The sequence below is a fragment of the Bradyrhizobium sp. CCBAU 11357 genome (genome assembly GCF_028128865.1).
Taxonomy (GTDB): Bacteria; Pseudomonadota; Alphaproteobacteria; order Rhizobiales; family Xanthobacteraceae; genus Bradyrhizobium.
Map to the genome: position 1 here is coordinate 626,579 of NZ_LBJW01000017.1, position 18,316 is coordinate 644,894.

General features: G+C 61.2%; 15 protein-coding genes and 1 pseudogene. 13 read left to right on the forward strand and 3 right to left on the reverse strand.

Going from position 1 to position 18,316, the window contains the following annotated elements; genetic code table 11:
• The 3 genes and pseudogenes from XI05_RS08095 (at nt 1) to XI05_RS08105 (ending at nt 3,004) form a co-directional block, all read left to right on the forward strand.
• A complete protein-coding gene (locus tag XI05_RS08095) occupies nt 1-1,188 on the forward strand; it encodes an acetyl-CoA C-acyltransferase (RefSeq protein ID WP_271500212.1) in 1,188 nt (395 codons plus the stop codon).
• Between the two features lie 22 nt (nt 1,189-1,210).
• Nucleotides 1,211-2,224: an NAD(P)H-dependent flavin oxidoreductase gene (locus tag XI05_RS08100; RefSeq protein WP_247341777.1), complete on the forward strand. Its 1,014-nt coding sequence runs from the start codon at nt 1,211-1,213 to the stop codon at nt 2,222-2,224.
• Between the two features lie 127 nt (nt 2,225-2,351).
• Nucleotides 2,352-3,004, forward strand: a pseudogene (locus XI05_RS08105) (flavin reductase family protein).
• Between the two features lie 126 nt (nt 3,005-3,130).
• Here the strand turns inward: XI05_RS08105 and XI05_RS08110 are convergent.
• The gene (locus XI05_RS08110) at nt 3,131-4,333 is read right to left on the reverse strand and encodes a multidrug effflux MFS transporter (RefSeq protein ID WP_271500215.1); all 1,203 of its coding nucleotides are present in this window, start codon (nt 4,331-4,333) and stop codon (nt 3,131-3,133) included.
• A 94-nt stretch (nt 4,334-4,427) separates the two neighbouring features.
• Complete coding sequence (locus XI05_RS08115) at nt 4,428-5,624, reverse strand: acetyl-CoA C-acyltransferase (protein WP_271500218.1); 1,197 nt, start codon at nt 5,622-5,624, stop codon at nt 4,428-4,430.
• 161 nt (nt 5,625-5,785) lie between these two features.
• On the opposite strand from XI05_RS08115, the gene XI05_RS08120 reads away from it, so the two are divergent.
• From XI05_RS08120 to XI05_RS08135, 4 genes are all read left to right on the forward strand, one after another.
• Complete coding sequence (locus XI05_RS08120) at nt 5,786-6,409, forward strand: TetR/AcrR family transcriptional regulator (RefSeq protein WP_271500220.1); 624 nt, start codon at nt 5,786-5,788, stop codon at nt 6,407-6,409.
• Nucleotides 6,410-6,423: 14 nt separating this feature from the next.
• On the forward strand, nt 6,424-8,745 hold the full coding sequence (locus tag XI05_RS08125; RefSeq protein ID WP_271500222.1) for a molybdopterin-dependent oxidoreductase: 2,322 nt from the start codon (nt 6,424-6,426) through the stop codon (nt 8,743-8,745).
• 17 nt (nt 8,746-8,762) lie between these two features.
• Complete coding sequence (locus tag XI05_RS08130) at nt 8,763-9,467, forward strand: SDR family NAD(P)-dependent oxidoreductase (protein WP_271500225.1); 705 nt, start codon at nt 8,763-8,765, stop codon at nt 9,465-9,467.
• Between the two features lie 70 nt (nt 9,468-9,537).
• A complete protein-coding gene (locus XI05_RS08135; RefSeq protein ID WP_271500228.1) occupies nt 9,538-10,359 on the forward strand; it encodes an enoyl-CoA hydratase-related protein in 822 nt (273 codons plus the stop codon).
• A gap of 79 nt (nt 10,360-10,438) precedes the next feature.
• Here XI05_RS08135 and XI05_RS08140 read toward each other — a convergent pair whose 3' ends face one another.
• A complete protein-coding gene (locus XI05_RS08140) occupies nt 10,439-10,870 on the reverse strand; it encodes a winged helix-turn-helix transcriptional regulator (RefSeq protein ID WP_247341799.1) in 432 nt (143 codons plus the stop codon).
• Nucleotides 10,871-11,139: 269 nt separating this feature from the next.
• On the opposite strand from XI05_RS08140, the gene XI05_RS08145 reads away from it, so the two are divergent.
• The 6 genes from XI05_RS08145 to XI05_RS08170 all read left to right on the forward strand — a co-directional run bounded on the left by XI05_RS08145 (nt 11,140) and on the right by XI05_RS08170 (nt 18,167).
• Complete coding sequence (locus XI05_RS08145; protein ID WP_271500231.1) at nt 11,140-12,003, forward strand: alpha/beta fold hydrolase; 864 nt, start codon at nt 11,140-11,142, stop codon at nt 12,001-12,003.
• A 35-nt stretch (nt 12,004-12,038) separates the two neighbouring features.
• Complete coding sequence (locus XI05_RS08150) at nt 12,039-13,043, forward strand: NADP-dependent oxidoreductase (RefSeq protein WP_271500234.1); 1,005 nt, start codon at nt 12,039-12,041, stop codon at nt 13,041-13,043.
• Between the two features lie 68 nt (nt 13,044-13,111).
• The gene (locus XI05_RS08155; protein WP_271500237.1) at nt 13,112-13,891 is read left to right on the forward strand and encodes an SDR family oxidoreductase; all 780 of its coding nucleotides are present in this window, start codon (nt 13,112-13,114) and stop codon (nt 13,889-13,891) included.
• Between the two features lie 231 nt (nt 13,892-14,122).
• Nucleotides 14,123-15,718: a class I adenylate-forming enzyme family protein gene (locus XI05_RS08160; protein WP_271500241.1), complete on the forward strand. Its 1,596-nt coding sequence runs from the start codon at nt 14,123-14,125 to the stop codon at nt 15,716-15,718.
• A gap of 83 nt (nt 15,719-15,801) precedes the next feature.
• Nucleotides 15,802-16,995 (forward strand): ABC transporter substrate-binding protein, encoded by a 1,194-nt coding sequence (locus tag XI05_RS08165; protein ID WP_247347916.1) that lies wholly within the window; start codon nt 15,802-15,804, stop codon nt 16,993-16,995.
• A gap of 71 nt (nt 16,996-17,066) precedes the next feature.
• Nucleotides 17,067-18,167 carry an NADH:flavin oxidoreductase gene (locus tag XI05_RS08170; RefSeq protein ID WP_271500244.1) on the forward strand — a complete coding sequence of 367 codons (1,101 nt, stop codon included), beginning with the start codon at nt 17,067-17,069 and terminating at the stop codon, nt 18,165-18,167.
• The last annotated feature ends 149 nt before the right edge of the window (nt 18,168-18,316 follow it).

Consider the following 18,316-nt stretch of genomic DNA (forward strand, 5'->3'; position numbering starts at 1 on the left):
ATGACCACTGAAGCAGTCATCGTTTCCACCGCCCGAACGGCCGTCGGCAAAGCGTATCGCGGCGCGCTCAACAACACGGACGGCCCCACCATGGCCGGGCACGTGATGGCCGAAGCCGTGAAGCGCGCCGGCATCGCGCCCGGAGAAGTAGAAGACGTGGTCATGGGCTGCGCGATGCAGCAAGGCACCATGGTGATGAACGTGGCGCGCAAGGGCGCGATCCGCGCCGGCCTGCCCATCACGGTGGCCGGCACAACGATCGACCGGCAATGTGCGTCCGGCCTGCAGGCCATCGCGGTCGCCGCGCGCTCGGTGATATCAGACGGGGTCGAGGTCGCGATCGGCGGAGGCATCGAGTCGATCAGCCTCGTTCAAAACGAGCACATGAACAAGTTTCACGCCGTCGACGACGAGCTGATGGCGATGAAGCCCGAAATGTACATGTCGATGCTCGATACCGCCGAGGTCGTTGCCGAGCGCTACAAGATCGGCCGCGACAAGCAGGACGAATATAGCCTCGAGTGCCAACGCCGCGTCGGCGCTGCGTTACAGGCCGGCCGCTTCAACGACGAGATCGTGCCGTTCACGACCAGGATGGCGCTGTTCAACAAGGACACCAAGGAGGTCACCTACGAGAAGGTGACGCTCACAAAGGACGAAGGCCCGCGTCCCGAAACCACCGCCGAAGGCCTAGCCAAGATCAAGCCGGTGTTCGAGGGCAAGACGATCAGCGCGGGAAATGCCAGCCAGCTCTCGGACGGTGCCTCGGCCTGCGTGATCATGAGCGACAAGATTGCGGCCAGAAAGGGTCTCAAGCCGCTTGGCATTTTTCGTGGCTTCGTCGCCGCCGGCGTCGAGCCGGACGAGATGGGTGTCGGCCCGGTCGCCGCGATCCCGCGCCTGCTCAAGCGCCATAACCTCAAGATCGACGACATCGACCTGTGGGAGCTGAACGAGGCCTATGCGGTGCAGGTGATCTATTGCCGCGACAAGCTCGGAATCGATCCGGACAAGCTCAACGTCAACGGCGGCTCGATCGCTATCGGTCATCCCTACGGCATGACCGGGTCGCGGCTCACCGGCCATCTCCTGATCGAAGGCCGGCGACGCAAGGCGAAGTACGGCGTGGTGACCATGTGCATCGGTGGCGGCATGGGCGCGGCTGGCTTGTTCGAAATCATCCACTGAGCGGCAACGCGGGAGATCATTCGTGAAGACAGCAATTACCGAACTGTTCGGCATCGAGCACCCGATCATCCAGGGCGGAATGCACTATGTCGGCTTCGCCGAAATGGCGGCGGCCGTCTCCAACGCGGGCGGGCTCGGCTTGATCACGGGCCTGACGCAGAGAACGCCGGAGCTGCTGGCCAAGGAGATCGCTCGCTGCCGCGACATGACGGACAAGCCGTTCGGTGTGAACCTGACATTCCTGCCGACCTTCAGCGCGCCGCCCTATCCGGAGTACATCGCGGCCATCAGAGAGGGCGGCGTCAAGATCGTCGAAACCGCCGGGCGCAGCCCCGAACAGTACATGCCGGCCCTGAAGGCGGGCGGCATTAAGGTGATCCACAAATGCACCTCCGTCCGGCATTCACTGAAGGCCGAGCAGATCGGTTGCGATGCCGTCAGCGTCGACGGCTTCGAGTGCGGGGGCCATCCCGGCGAGGATGACATGCCGAACATGATCCTGTTGCCGCGCGCCGCGGAGGAACTGAAGATCCCGTTCGTTGCCTCGGGCGGCATGGCGGATGCGCGCAGCCTGGTTGCCGCCCTGGCGATGGGCGCTGCGGGCATGAACATGGGCACGCGCTTCATCGCCACCAAGGAAGCGCCGGTGCACGAGAACGTCAAGAAGGCGCTGGTCGCGGCGACGGAACTCGACACCAGGCTCGTGATGCGTGCGCTCCGGAATACAGAGCGGGTCCTGAACAACAAGGGCGTCGAGCAACTGCTCGAGATCGAGCGCGAGAAGGGCAAGAGCCTCAAGATCGAGGACATCCATGACCAGGTGGCGGGCGTCTATCCCAAGGTGATGATCGACGGCGACATGGATGCGGGCGCATGGAGCTGCGGCATGGTCGTCGGGCTCATTCACGACATTCCGTCCGTGAAGGAACTGATCGACCGCATCATGGCGGATGCGGAAAGACTCATCCGGCAGCGCCTGACTGGTTTCCTCGACGGCGCCGGGCAGCGGCCGGCTGCGGCTCGGGCGATGGCTTAGCCCCGGAGGACATACCGCTTCCGCACGTTCTGACGGAGGCTATGCGCACGCATGGTCGTGCGTGCGTCGATCTTTGTTGAAGCTCAACGGGCCAGATCGACGGCCTTCGGCAGCTTCGGGGGCATTTATGGACCAGGCCGACTTCCACTACTACGAGCCTTCGAAAGGCCACGGGCTCCGGCATAATCCGTTCAATGCGATAATCGCGCCGCGTCCGATTGGGTGGATCTCATCGCGCAATGCAGCCGGTCGATTGAACTTGGCCCCCTACAGCTTTTTCAACGCGTTCCTCTACGATCCTCCGATCATCGGATTTTCCTCGATCTCGTGGAAAGACACCGTCAAGAACGTCAGCGAGACACGTGAATTCGTCTGGAATCTGGTCACCATGGATCTCGGCGAGCGCATGAACGTGACAGCGACGCCACTCGATCACGGCGTGAGCGAGTTCGAAGCAGCCGGTTTGACGCCGATACCCGGACGCCACGTTGCTGTGCCGCGGGTGGCGAGAGCAGGGCCGCCATGGAATGCAAAGTCGTCGAGGTCTCTCAGCTGGCCAACGCACGCGGAGAAAAGGTCGAAGGATGGTTCGTGCTTGGCGAGGTCGTCGCGGTCTACATCGACAAGACGTTGATCGAGGACGGCGTCTACAACACGGCACTTGCGCGTCCCATTCTGCGCGCCGGCCGGGGTGGAGATTATCTCGAGGTCAGGACCGAGAACATGTTCGAGATGAAGCGCCCAGCGGGCAGCAGCAAGCCGGAATTCCACGGGACCTGATTGAGCTGGAAACAGGCTCAATTGTGGGCCGACCATGCCTTGCCGCGTTTTGCCCGACAGGCCTAAGCCCGACTTCGCAAAGCCGATGAGTGACTGAACGGAAGCGCGTGCGGAGTCATACGCCCATCAAGACCCCGGGCCCCGCACGTACAGGCCAAGAGCCAGCAGGGAGAACGCGCTCATCACGACGCCCAGCGCAAACATTGCTTCATGTGACACTGTGGCAGCAAGCCATACGCCGATTGCCGCGATCATCATCTGCAAGAAACCCAGCAGCGCCGAGGCCGCGCCGGCTTTCTCGCCGAATGGAGACAACGCGCGCGCCGTGGCCAACGGACTGACAATGCCCATGCCGAGGAGATATACGCTCATCGCGCCTAGAAAGGGCAAGAAAGTCGGGTTGATCAGCGAGATGAGCAGGATCGCAAGGCTGCTGGCGGCCGTCGCGCACAAACCTGCCCAGATCGGACCATCGAGCCCGTAGCGTGGTGCCAATCTTGTGGCAAGCATACCCGCGGCGAATACGATGAAGACGGTGCCGGCAAAGAAGAGCCCGAGCTGGATCGGCGTGAAGTGCAACGCTTCGATGAATAGGCGCGGCGCAGCGGAAAACATCGAGAACAAGCCGCCCATAGTGAGGCTCGAGGCGCCCGCGGGGGTAGCGAAGCGACGGTCTCCAATCAGACCGGCATAGGTCCTGCCGACGACAATTGGATTGAACGGCGTGCGGATCGAATTGTGGGTTTCGCCAAGAACGATGGCGTAGGCAACGGCGCCGATGGCGGCAAAGGCCGCGACCAGCGCGAATTCGGCGCGCCAGCCCAGGCTATGGTCGAGGGCGCCGCCAAGCAGCGGCGAGAACCCGGGAGCTGCGGACATCACGATCATGATGAGCGCCATCGCGCGTGCCAGTGCCGCGCCACTGAACATGTCGCGGGCGATGGCGCGAGACAGCACTGACGTCGCGCAAGCACCTGTTGCCTGCACGACGCGGCCGATGAGGAGATTGGGCAGGTCGGTTGCCAGACCGCACCAAACGCTGCCGGCGAAGAACACGGCAAATCCGATCATGACCGACCACCGTCTTCCGTAGCGATCTGAAAGCGGTCCGACCACGAGCTGGCCCAACCCGAAAACTGCAAGAAACACGGTAATGGCGGACGTGACCTCCGCAGTCGTGACATTCAACGAGATCGCAATCTGCGGCAGAGACGGCAGCAAGATGTTGGTCGCAAGCGTTCCCATCGCGGCCAGCACGGAGAGGATCGCGATCGGCAGGACGCTGGAGCTAGGAATGTCCCGCGACGCGGTGTTCGTCATATCAGCCATGGATATTCCTCGTCGCGGGGATGGGGCAGATCAAGTGGCGAGTGACGCGGTTCGCGCCGCTCGCCGAGTCCGTCTCGTCGGTCCAGCCGTGATATCAGCGGACGACGCGCTCGATCGCGATGGCGGTAGCTTCGCCGCCGCCAATGCAGAGCGACGCGACGCCGCGCTTGAGGTTTTGCGCTTCGAGCGCGTGCAGCAGCGTCACGATCAGCCGCGCGCCGGTGGCGCCAATGGGATGACCTAGCGCGCAGGCGCCGCCGTTGACGTTCAGCTTTTCTCTGGGGATGCCGAGATCCTTCTGTGCCGCCATCGCGACGACGGCAAATGCCTCATTGATCTCGAACAGATCCACGTCGCCAACGCTCCAGCCGACCTTGTCCAATAGCTTGCGAATAGCGGGGATCGGGGCCGTCGTGAACCATTGTGGCTCCTGACTGTGGGTGGCATGGCCCTTGATCTCGGCGAGCACCGGAAGGCCGTCGCGATCGGCGAGCGAGCGTTTTGCCAAGATGAGCGCTGCAGCGCCGTCAGCATTGGCGGATGAGGCGGCGGGCGTGATGGTGCCGTTGGCGCGGAACGCGGCTTTCAGCCCGGGGATTTTGGCGGGATCGACTTTGAGCGGATGTTCGTCATTGGAGATGATCCGGGGCCCGGCCTTCTCGGTCAACGTGATTGGAGCAATCTCAGCCTTGAACGCGCCGCCTTCAACCGCCTTGCGGGCGCGGGTCAAGGTCTCGATCGCATAGTTGTCCTGGTCTTTGCGGGTGAATTGATAGGCCTCCGCCGTGGCCTCGCCAAAGTCCCCCATCGAGCGTCCGGTCTCGTAGGCGTCTTCCAAGCCGTCCATCAGCATGTGGTCGATGATGCGGTCGTGGCCAGCGCGATAGCCGCCACGCGCCTTGGCCAGCAAATACGGCGCATTGCTCATGCTCTCCATGCCGCCAGACAGAACGATCTCGGCGGAGCCCGCATTGATGATATCGTGAGCCAGCATGGTGGCCTTCATGCCGGAGCCGCAGACCTTGTTGATGGTGGTGGCGCCGGTGGCATCCGGCAATTTGGCGCCGCGCGCGGCCTGGCGTGCCGGCGCCTGGCCCTGTCCGGCTGGCAACACGTTGCCGATGAACACCTCGTCGATCCGCTCGGGCGCCAGTTTGGCTCGTTCGAGAGCAGATCCGATCACATGGGAGCCGAGCTTGTGGGCACTGAGTGGCGAGAGCTCGCCCATGAAGCGGCCGAGCGGCGTACGGGCCGCGGAGAGGATTACGACGGGATCGGAAGCGGCGGCCATGGCGAATTCTCCTGTTGATCACTTCGTTATATGACGATAGTCATATAACATGGGCGACATTGCAATGAAATATTGCCGTCGCTCCAAAAGCGCGGTCCAGAAGCGCTGGTGGATGGGATCGGTCGAACAGCTGGTCACCGAGCAGCTTGCACGGAGGGGAGATGCGTTACGTAGGAGACCATAGGCGCCAGACCCACAGCCGGATCGTTGAAAGTGCCTCCTACGGCTTGCGTCAAAACGGTGCCGAAGGGCTTAGTGTTGTCGAATTGATGAAGCTCGCCGGTCTTACGCACGGCGGGTTCTATAACCATTTCGAGTCGCGTGCCGCGCTTGTTGGCGAGGCAATTGCGTTTGCGATGGATCAAACGGCCGAGCGGTGGAAAAAACTGGCGAACCGGAAGGCGAACGAGGATCGTTTCGAGACGTTGATCGCCGATTATCTCAGTTCTCGCCACCGCGACAATCCCAGACAAGGCTGCGCGCTTCCGGCCCTGGCCGCTGATGTCGCTCGATCGAGCCCGAGGGAGCAACGGGCGCTTGCTTCCAAGCTGGAGAAGATGATCGACATCCTGGTCGAAATGCTTCCCGCCGAGGGTCCTCAACAGGCACGCCAAATCGCGACGAGCACCATTGCGACCATGGTTGGATCGATCGTGCTATCGCGTGCTGTCGGCGCCGGGAAGCTTTCTGACGATATTCTCGACGCCGGACGGATGACTGTCTGCGGCCGGACTCACAAGCGACAGCGCAGAACAGCAAAGGCGATGAGCTGCGACAAACCATAATCTGGGAGGTGCCCATGACGGCCGGCAAGTGGCTCAAGACAGCCTGCAACCTCTGTTACGTAAACTGCGGCATCGAGGTCTGGGTGAATGAGGGGCGTCTCGAGAAGGTACGAGGCGACCGTTCAAACCCGAAGTCGCAAGGCTATTTGTGCAACAAGGCGGCGCGCATTCCCTACTATGCGCATCACAGGGATCGGCTCACGACCCCGCTGCGTCGTCGCGCCGATGGCGGCTTTGATGAAATCGAGTGGGACGTCGCGATCGCAGAAATCGCGGAGCGGCTTCGGGACGTCGTCGACAGGTATGGCGGCAAGAGTATTGCCCTTTATGGCGGCGGCGGGCAGGGCAACCACGCCGGCGGTGCCTACGCCGGTGGCTTGTTGCGTGCGCTGGGCTCGCGCAGCGTCTTCAACGCGCTTTCGCAGGAAAAAACCGGCGATTTCTGGGTCAATGGCCACATGTTCGGCAGCCAAACCTGCCACACGTCAGAGGACGTTCATCATTGCGATCTCTTGCTTGTCATCGGGGCAAATCCCTGGATCGCGCACGGCTTCCCCAATGCGCGCGACCATCTCAATCAGATCCGCAAGGATCCCGCACGCAAGCTGATCGTCATCGACCCCCGTCGAACCGAAACCGCAGAGATGGCGGATCTGCATCTTGCGGTTCGCCCCGGTGCCGATGCGTTTCTCCTTGGCGCGCTGCTGGCCACGCTCGTCCGGTCTGACCGGATCGACCACGCGTTCATCGAGGCGCACACGATCGGCTTCGCGGAAGTGAGGCAAGCGCTATTGAACATCCCCGTTGAGCAATGGGCGGCCGCCGCCGATATCTCGATCGCGGAGCTGGAGAGCTGCGCCGCGATGATCGCAGCCGCGAAGGCCATGGTGGTTCGGGTTGAACTCGGCATCCAGCAAGGCGTCAACTCGACACTCAACTCCTATCTTGAAAAGCTCTTGATCATGCTTTCCGGCAATTTCGGCCGTGAAGGTACCAACCAATTGCATAGCTGGCTTCAACCGCTATGGGGAAACTCGCCGAACCAGACATTCGCGCCGACCGGCGACGCGATCATTGGGGGCTTGTTGCCGCCCAACATTTTCCCCGAGGCGGTACTCAAGGATCATCCAGAGCGGTTGCGCTGCGTCTGGATCGACAGCTCCAATCCCGCTAACACCGCCGCAAATACCGTGGCGGTGGAACGCGCGTTGCAATCGCTGGAGCTATGCGTTGTGGTCGACGTTGCGATGACCGAAACCGCACAGCTCGCGGACTACGTTCTCCCGGCCTCCACACAATACGAAAAGACCGAATTCACTCTGTTCAACTTCGAATTTCCGACCAACTATTTTCATGTCCGCGCCGGTGTTCTGCCGCCACTTGCCGGCACCTTGCCGGAGCCCGACATCTACACGCGGCTTGCCGTCGCCCTGGGGCTTCTGCCGGGTGACAATGTGCTCGCGCCGCTACGCGAAATAGCACGGCGCTCGCGACCTGAATTCGCCGTGGCCTTTCGTGCTTTCATCGCGGAGAACCCTGCGGCAGTGCCTGCCCTGGTGCTCTACCATACGCTGGGGCAGACGCTTCCGGACGGTACCGCGGCTGCGGCGCCGATTTGGAGCGCGGCACAGGCTTGCGCGAAGCGATCGCCGCAAGCGGTGCGGCGGGCGATCGGCGCATCCGAGCAGGTGGCGGACCATCAGCTCGGAGATCTCCTGTTCGACACCATCGTGGCCTCCCGGCAAGGCACGGCGGTTACACGGCACGAATATGACGAGGTCTGGTCACTGATCGGCCATTCGGATCGCAAGGTTCGGCTGATCGTCCCGCAGATGCTGGAATGGCTGGCGCGTCTCGATCCGCAAGCCGCTAGCGCGCCAAAGGAGTTCCCGTTCGTGCTGGCGGCTGGTGGTCGCCGCATGTTCAATGCCAACCAGATATTTCGCGATCCCGCGTGGCGGCGCGACGACCCGGACGGCGCCCTGTTGATCAATTCGCGCGATCTGAGCGAGTTGGGCGCGAAGGATGGTGACTGGATCGCGGTGGAGTCGGCGGCCGGGCGGCTCGTCGTCCGCTGCAAGGTCGATGACGCCATGCGGAACGGCCAATTGGCGCTGCCGCACGGCTATGGTCAGGGCTACCCGACGTCGGACGGAGAGCGCCTGATCAACGGGCCGCGCATCAATCTGCTCACCGAGAGCGCCAACCGCGATCCCATTGCGGGCACGCCCTACCACAAGAACGTCGCGGTTCGACTGGCCCTGGTGACCGAGCACGAAGCTGCCGCCTGTCAGTCGCAATCCGAGCGAATTCATAAGAGAGCGGCCGGACAATAGCTCGAAGGGAGCGTCGAATGACCGAGAAACCAATCGCAATCGTGACCGGAGTAGGGCCAGGCACGGGAGCTGCCATCGTCAAGCGCTTCTCTGCTGGCGGGTTTCGTATCATCGCGCTTGCCCGCTCAGCGGAGCTCATCAATCGACTTGCGCAAGAGCTTCCGGACGTGCACGCGGTGACCTGCGACGTCTCCGAGGAGGTTCAGGTGCGGACCGCAGTCGCTGACGTAAAGCGCCGCTTTGGCGCGGCGGACGTTCTCATCCACAACGCGGTCGGAGGAGGCTGGGGGAGTTTTCGCGAGATCGATCCGAAGATGCTGAAGGGCAACTTCGAAGTCAACGTGATGGGTCTGTTGTACCTGTCGCGAGAAGTGGCGCCTGACATGATCGCTCGGGGCAAGGGCGCAATCCTGGTGACCGGCAACACCTCTTCGATCCGAGGCAAAGCCAATTTCGCCGGCTTCGCGCCGACGAAGGCGGCGCAGCGCATTCTGGCCGAGTCGATCGCACGTGAAGTAGGACCTCTCGGCGTCCACGTCTCCTACGTTCTCATCGACGCCGTTATCGATACGCCCCGGATGCGCGCGCGGATGAGCGACAAACCGGATGAGTTCTTCATCAAGCCGGCGGCGATCGCTGACGAATTATTGCATCTCTACGGTCAGGATCGCTCGGCCTGGTCGTTTCTCACGGAACTGCGGCCATTCAACGAAAATTGGTAACGCTCGAACACGGGCACGGCGGGCTGGGTCACTTTGGAGAGCTCTCCGCGGGACTTGAAAGGTCAGGAACATGACTGATGGATCCATCTCGGTTGATACGGGGACGGACGAACTGCTGTGCGCGATCCGGGATCGCGTCGCGGTGATTACCTTGAACCGGCCCGGAGCCCGAAATTCGTTGTCCGATCATCTTACGCCGGCGTTGCGCCGGATGATCAAACAGAATGGAGATGATCCTGAGGTCGGAGCCCTCCTGATTACCGGTGCAGGCACTGCCTTCTGTTCGGGCGGCGATGTTAAGGGAATGGGCGGCAACGCTGCCGCGCCGGCGATGTCCTTCAGCGACAAGGTTGCGCGATTGCGGGAACGTCAGCGAACCCTGACCGGCGTACTTGTTTCGGTGCGGAAGCCCACCATCGCAGCTTTGCCGGGACCAGCGGCTGGCGCCGGGCTTGCGATCGCACTCGCTTGCGACCTTCGTATCGCGGCCGAATCCACGATCATGACGACAGGCTATGCCAGGATTGCGCTCACCGGCGATTACGGCATTTCGTGGTTGTTGACCCGGCTTGTCGGGACGGCACGTGCTCGCGAACTGATGTTTCTGTCTGAACGGATCAGTGCACGGCGCTGCGAAGCATTGGGCCTTATCAATCGCGTGGTGTCTGATTCCGAACTGCAAAGCGAAGCATTCGAAATGGCGAGAACATTGGCGAATGGCCCGGCGAGCGCCTATGCCTCCATGAAGGATAATCTCGACCTTGCGCTGTCGGCCGACTTCTTGACGTCACTAGATCAAGAGGCCGAGAGGATGGTCCTCGCGGCGGGCACTGCGCAGCACGCCGAAGCTGTCCGGGCTTTTATTGAGAAGCGTCCGCCGACTTACAGGTAAAACTCTTTCAGGTCATGACTTCGAAGGCCTAGCGGGCCGCACCCGCAACCGCACAAGCTGGAGGTGCCAAGCTAATTGCTCATTCGACTGCGGCGATACGAATGGGACGCGTTCCGATCGGAGCGCCGGTCGCGCGGTCGATGGTGAGGGGATCGATCTCCGTTCCGTTTTCGGCATCAAAAAACCGGGTCACCTTGCCTCCGCTGCGATGCTTGCGTCCCCACGCACCAATCGCGAATAGGACCGGCAAGAAGTCGCGCCCGGCTTCCGTCAGCACATATTCGTCCCGTGGCGGACGGTCTGAATAACGGCGCTTCTCCAGCACTCCCTCGTCAACCAGCGCCGAAAGGCGCCCCGTCAGCATCGTCGGCGCGATACCGAGACTCCTGCGAAAATCGTCGAAACGGGTCAGTCCCGCATGGGCGTCGCGCATGATCAGCATGCTCCATGCGTCTCCGACCAGCGCCAGGCTTCGGGCGATTAGGCAAGGCTGGGCCGAAGGTTTTTTCATGTAAGTCTCATTTTAGTAGTGACTTGATACTAAATTGATAGTAACAGATCATTCGTCGGTGTTCCACGCCAAATTGGGAAGACCGGAGCCGAGAACGCGGAATTGCGCTGATGCCGGGTGCTTCCGCCAGCATTGGGCTGGCGTCGGGCCAAGGCCAACACAGCGGCCTATCAACACGTGCACCTCTTCGTGCGCACAGGAAGAACCGCGTCATCCGATATCCCTCTGATCTCAGGGATTCCGGTGTCAGCCGAACTATGGAGTAAGTGATGTCAACTTATGTCAGCCACCCAGGATCGGTCGTGCGCTATGTCGATGCGCCGAATCTTTCGATCAGTGCTGCAGAAACAACTTTTGCCTATCGCGATATCGGTCCACGCACTGGCGTGCCATTGATCCTTCTCAACCATTGGGGCGCGGTTCTCGACAATTTCGATCCACCGATCGTCGACGGGCTCGCCACCAGGCATCGCGTGATCGCGATCGACTACCGCGGCATCGGCGCTTCAGGCGGGAAAGCGCCTGTTAGCGTTGGCGAAATGGCAGAAGATACGATTGCTCTGATCGCCGCGCTGGGCTTTGAAAAAGTCGATCTGCTCGGCTTTTCCCTCGGCGGCTTCGTAGCCCAGGATATCGCGCTGAAGGCCCCTGGTCTCGTGCGAAAGCTGATTCTGACCGGCACGGGCCCGGCAGGCGGCAAAGGTATCGAGAAGGTCGGGCCGGTGTCCTGGCTGCTGATGATCAAGGGCTTGCTGACTTTGCGAGACCCGAAATTCTATCTGTTCTTCACCTCCACAGCCAATGGCCGCCGGGCCGCAAAGGCCTTTCTGGAAAGGCTGAAGGAGCGTAAGTCAAATCGGGACAAAGGAGCCACGCCAGTGGCCTTGTTGCGGCAGCTCAAGGCGATCAAGAGCTGGGGCCAGCAGGCGCCTCAGGATCTCGGCAGCCTCCGCATCCCGGTCCTGATCGCGAATGGCGATAACGACATCATGGTGCCGACCGCAAACAGCACCGACATGGCACGGCGTATTCCCGGCGCCCAACTCGTCATCTACGAAGATGCCGGGCACGGCGGCATTTTCCAGTACCACGCCGATTTCGTGCCGAAGGCGCTGTCGTTCCTCGACGCCTGACGCCGCGACCATATTTTCAGATTGGAGATGACATCATGAAGGCATTCGTCGTCGACAAATATAAGAAGAAAGGGGCTCTGCGCTCGGCAACCATGCCAGAACCGGAGTTGCGGGACGATGATGTCCTGGTTCGGGTTCACGCAACTGCTGTGAACGTCCTGGACTCCAAGCTCAGGGATGGAGAATTCAAGCTCATCCTGCCGTATCGTCCGCCCTTCATTCTGGGCCACGATGTTGCCGGGACGGTCGTCAGGGTTGGCCGCAATGTCAGGCGATTCAAGGCAGGCGACGAGGTCTATGCGCGGCCGCGCGATCATCGGATCGGAACATTCGCCGAATTCATTGCCATGAACGAAGCCGACGTGGCGCCGAAGCCCTCGAACATCAGCATGGAAGAGGCCGCTTCCATCCCGCTGGTGGGGCTGACCGCCTGGCAGGCGCTAGTCGAGGTGGGCAAGCTGAGGCCCGGCCGGAAGGTCTTCATCCAGGCGGGCTCCGGCGGGGTGGGGAGTTTCGCGATCCAACTCGCCAAGCATCTCGGTGCGGTCGTCGCGACGACGACGAGCGCGAAGAATGTCGAGCTGGTCAAGAGCCTCGGCGCGGACTTGGTCATCGACTACAAAACCCAGGATTTCGAGAAGGTCTTGTCGGGCTACGATCTGGTCCTGCACAGCCAGGACGCCAAGACGCTTGAAAAATCTCTGCGCGTGCTCAAGCCGGGCGGCCTGCTCATCTCAATCTCCGGGCCGCCCGACCCCGAATTCGCGAGGGAGCAGGGGATGAACATCTTCCTGAAACTGGTGCTGCGTTTGCTGAGCCATGGTGTGCGGAAGAAAGCCAGAAAACTTGGTGTGCGCTTCTCATTCCTGTTCATGCGCGCGCAGGGACAGCAGCTACGCGAAATAACGTCCCTGATCGAATCCGGCGTGATCCGTCCGGTCGTGGACAAGGTTTTCCCGTTCGAAAAAACCGGCGACGCGCTCGCCTATGTCGAGACCGGGCGCGCAAAGGGCAAGGTCGTGATCGCGGTGAAACAATAGTTCCGTAACGGTGCCGCCTGCGTTGCGACGCCATACGCCGGCCGGCACCAAGTGCATGAGGAAACGACATGGCTGAATCCAACCGCGATACACAGCCTTTCCTGCAGGACGTCGCACTTATTGTCGGCGGTGGCCCGGGCATCAGTTCGAGTTGCGCCAGGCTGTTCGCGGAAAACGGGATGTCTGTCGCCGCCGCAGCCAGGAATCCGGAAAAAGCCGTCCTTGAGACTCTCGAAAAGGTGCACGGCGTACGTCGCTACGCCTGCGATGCAAGCGAACCGGAGGCCGTGGCACAGCTGTTCGCGAATGTCGCTCGAGAGATCGGAGCGCCGAGGCTTGTCGTGCATAACATCGATGGCCGCGTTCCCGGCATTTTCCGCAAGGACATTCTCGAAGCCGACCCGATAATGGCGGTCGAAACAATCCGAAACTCGGCATTCAGCGCGTTTCTGGTAGGTCAACAGGCAGCTCGGCTCATGCTCGGAAACGAACCCGACGTCAATGGTACGAGAGGAACGATAATCTTTACGAACGCCAGCGCGGCGCTCAAGGGTTTTCCATTGAGTGGTGCATTTGCGATGGCGTGCCATGCCAAATCCGGACTCGCGCAAAGCATGGCGAGAGAATTGATGCCGCAGGGAATCCATGTGGCGAATGTGCCGATCGATGCCGCGATCGGTTGGACTCAGGAAGACGGGACCCGCGCGCACCGTCTGGCGGGGACGACCGTGGAAGACAACATGGCCGACCCTGTCCATATTGCGGAAACCTATCTGCAGCTGCACCGCCAGCATCGGTCGACCTGGGCTTTTGAAGTCGTGCTGCGGCCGTGGGTCGAGAAATGGTAATTACGCTCAGCTGATCCCTCCGAACAAGTGCGCGGAGATCGCCAATTCTAAATTGGAATTCGAGTTCTGCACCAAGAATTCCGCCATTCTCTGGCACATTGACGTCTGATCGTCTTGACAGTTCTATTTTAGAACGATTTACTCCGCGGGCCGATATGAATGAGGGGTGCGGACCTCCCGGTTGAAGGAGGCCGCGCACGCTGCCGAAAACAAGGCGCGAGGGAGGATGGCATGAGGAGCGTGGACGAGCTCACCGCAGCCGAACTGCTGGACGGCCTGCCGTCCAGAGTGCACGAGGTTTACGCGCCGTTCGTGCGGGATATTCCGGATCATCCGGCCTTCGTGGAAGGCGGGCGTTCCTGGAGCTACCGGCAGTTCTCGGATGCTGTCGACGCTGCTGCAAAGAATCTCGCCGGGTTGGGCATCAGGCCCGGTGATCGCGTGATGATTGCCAGTGAGAACAGCGTGGCCCTCGGCGTGATGCTCTTCGCAGCGAGCAAGCTCGATGCCTGGGGTATTCCGGTCAATCCCCGCCTTTCGCCCCGAGAGATCGACCTGATTGGGACGCACAGCGGCGCCAGACGCGTTCTGTTCAACTCGGCTCTGTCGAAGGAAGCGGCCGATCATGCCACCCGCGTCGGAGCGAAAATCGGCGCCGTCGGACCATTTGGTGGAATCGGTGTCGGTCCTCTCAATGCGGATGCGAAAGCAGAGCCCGTCGAGAAGGATGGCGCCCGCCAGGTCGCAGGCCTTTTATACACCTCGGGCACGACCGGTGCGCCGAAGGGCGTCATGCTGAGTCACCGCAATCTGCTCTTCACCGCAAGGACGTCGGGAATCCTTCGACGAAGCAGTCCAGGCGACCGCATTTACGGCGTGCTGCCGATGTCGCACATCGTCGGGTATGCGATCCTACTGATTTCGACGCTGATGCACGGCGGCACGTTGCACGTCGTGGCCAAGGCCGATCCCGCTGCGCTGGCTCATGCCATCGCCGAGCAAGGGATTACGAGCCTATTCGGCGTGCCTGCCACATATCAGCGGCTGCTTGAGCACAAGGCGGTCAAGGGCATCCAACGGCTCGAACGGGGCAGCCTGCGGATCATGGCGGTGGCTGGCGCTCCGCTAGACCTCGATCTCAAGAAGCGGATCGAGGACGAGTTTGGAATCCCGCTGCTGAACAATTACGGCATAACGGAATGCTCACCAGGCCTCACGGGGGTCCGTTCGGAACAGCCTGTCTCGGACGAGTCGGTCGGCCCGTTTCTTCCCGGCATCGAGCACCGGATCGTGGACGGACAAGGAAAAAAGGTGGCGACCGGTGAGGTGGGCGAATTGCACGTTCGAGGTCCGAACATCATGCTCGGCTACTATCGTGCGCCCGACCTGACGGCGGCGGCGATCGATGAGCAGGGATGGTTCAACACGGGAGATCTCGCGCGGGTGAACGGCAAGGGGCATCTCTACATTGCCGGCCGCACCAAGGAGCTCATCATCCGCTCCGGCTTCAACGTTTATCCCGCCGAGGTGGAAGCGGTCCTGAACGCGCACGACCAGGTCGTTCAGTCGGCCGTCGTCGGACGAAAGGTCGAGGGCAACGAGGAGGTCGTCGCGTTCGTTCAGCTTCTCCCCGGTGCGAGCATCAGCGCGGAAGACCTAAAGGCGTATACGGCCCAATTGCTCACGTCTTACAAGCGTCCGACCGAATTGATCGTGCTCGACGCTCTGCCCTCGGCCTCCACCGGCAAGATACTGAAACACAAGCTGCGAGAGATGGCGAACGAACAGGCTGCCCCGAAGGGGTCGCGTGCGGCAGCCGCTGGCTGACGGGCGTCAGGATGATTTGATCGGCAATATGCCGGTTTAAGAAAGAACGTGAGCGACGGACTTGTCGCCGAAGGGAGATGACAATGTTGAGAAGCGTCATGATTGTAGCCGCGCTCGCGGCATCCATAGCCGGGGCGCATGCGCAGACGCCGGGCGTCACTGAATCCGAGATAAAGATAGGAGCGACGTTCCCTTTCAGCGGCCCCGCTTCGCCGCTCAGCAATACCGGAAAGGGCATGATCGCCTACGTCAATTCTATCAACGAGCGCGGCGGCATCAACGGGCGGAAGATAAACCTCGTCACCTACGACGATGCCTACAGTCCCCCCAAGACGGTGGAGCAGACCAGGAAACTCGTGGAAAGTGACGAGGTGGCGTTCCTGTTCGGCCCGCTGGGGACGCCCGGCATCAGCGCTACTATCAAGTACGTCAACGCGAAGAAAGTCCCGCATCTGTTTGTTGTGAGCGGAGTCACAAAATTCACGAACTTCGCTGAATTCCCCATGACCACGACGGGATTGCCGAGCTACGACACCGAGGGACGAATCTACGCGAAATACATCACCCAGACCCGGCCGGACGCGAAGATTGCCATCCTGTATCAGAACGACGATCTGGGTAAGGACTTCGTCAATGCATTCAAGGGCTATTTGAAGGACGATTTCGACAAGAAAGTCGTCGCGTCGTCCTACGAAGTGACGGAGCCGACCATTGATTCCCATGTCGTTTCGCTGAAATCGTCTGGCGCATCGGCGTTTTTGGTGGCCGGCACGCCAAAATTCGCAGCGCAGGCCATCAAGAAGGCCGATGAGATAGCTTGGAAGCCGCTGTTCCTGATCAACTTTGTTTCGAGCTCGGTGTCTTCGACCATCGTCCCCGCAGGACCGGAAAAGGCCGTAGGCATAGTCGCCGCGACAATCACGAAGGATCCGAATGATAAGAAGTGGGCCGACGATCCCGGCATCAAATGGTACCGCGAGTTCTTTGCCAAATACCTGCCGGGCGCAGATATCGGAGACAACAATTATCTGTTCGGGACCCAGCAGGGACAGATCCTGGAGCAGGTACTCAAGCAATGTGGCAACGATCTCTCGCGGGAGAATATCGTCAGGCAATCGCGCAGCATCCGGGGGCTGTCGCTTCCCACTGTTATACCAGGTGTCATCATCAACACGGGCCCCGAAAGCAGTATGGCGTATACGCAGCTGCAGCTGCAGCGCTGGAATGGGACCACGTGGGAGCAATTTGGTAGTGTACTCAGCGCCGACGGGAAATGAATTGTATCGTCTGAATACGCTGCGCAGGTGATTTGAGCCCGTAACGCGATCAACTGAATCATGGAGCACGGATGTCCAGCGACGTTCTTTTCCGGCCTTTCAAGCTGAAAGGGCTGAACATGCCGAACCGGGTCGTGATGGCGCCGATGACGCGCTCATTCTCTCCGGGCGGAATCCCGACCGAGGACGTCGCGCAATATTACCGCCGGCGTGCCGAAGGAGCGGTCGGCCTCATTATCTCGGAGGGCACGGGTGTGGATCGTCCGGCATCCTTGAATGATCCGAATGTTCCCCGTTTTCACGGAGAGAAGGAGTTGGCGGGGTGGCGGCGTGTGGTCGACGAGGTGCATGCCGCCGGTAGCCTGATGGCACCGCAGTTATGGCACGTCGGAGCCGTTCGCACCCGCGCCAAGGATTGGTCTCCTCCGGGTCCCTACGACAGTCCGTCCGGCCTGTCGCGACCGGAGAAGAAATTCGGCGAGCCGATGAGCGAAGAGGACATCGCAGACGCCATCCGCGCTTTCGCCGATGCGGCGCTTGCCGCGAAGCGCTTGGGGTTCGACGCCGTTGAATTGCACGGCGCGCACGGCTATCTGATCGATCAATTCTTCTGGGAAGGCACCAATCGCCGCGAGGATGCCTATGGAGGCAGGGACCTGCCGGGTCGGGCGCGGTTTGCCGCTGATATCGTTCACGCCGTGCGCAAGTCGGTCGGACCCGACTTTCCGATATTGCTGCGGATCAGCCAGTGGAAACAGCAGGACTACGAAGTGAAGCTGGCCGATACGCCTCGCGCGTTGGAAGCCTGGCTCAAACCCCTGGTCGACGCGGGGGTCGATATTCTGCATTGCTCGCAACGGCGCTTCTGGGAGCCGGAGTTCGATGGTTCCGATTTGAACTTCGCCGGATGGGCCAAAAAGGTGACGGGGGTGCCGACAATCTCGGTCGGGTCGGTCGGCCTGACCGGCGAATTCATCGCCGCATATGGCGGGGAGAGCTCCCGTCCGGCGTCCCTCGACGAACTGATCCGCCGCCTCGATCGCGAGGAGTTCGATCTTGTCGCGGTGGGGCGGGCGCTGCTTCAGGATCCGCGATGGCTCCTGAAGATACGCGACGGCAGGACCGAGGAATTGATGGCCTTCGAACGGACTGCGTTCGCTGCGCTGAGCTAAGGCTCAGCGATGACGGGTTGCGAAGTCGGCTGCGTCGCGGCTGAATAAAGGTTATCCAAATATTTGGTGGCCGGTATTCCGGCGATCTGTCCAAGCTGGTTGCTAAAGAAGATCGGCGCGCGCCGGTCGACGGCAGAGGCGTGCGCGTC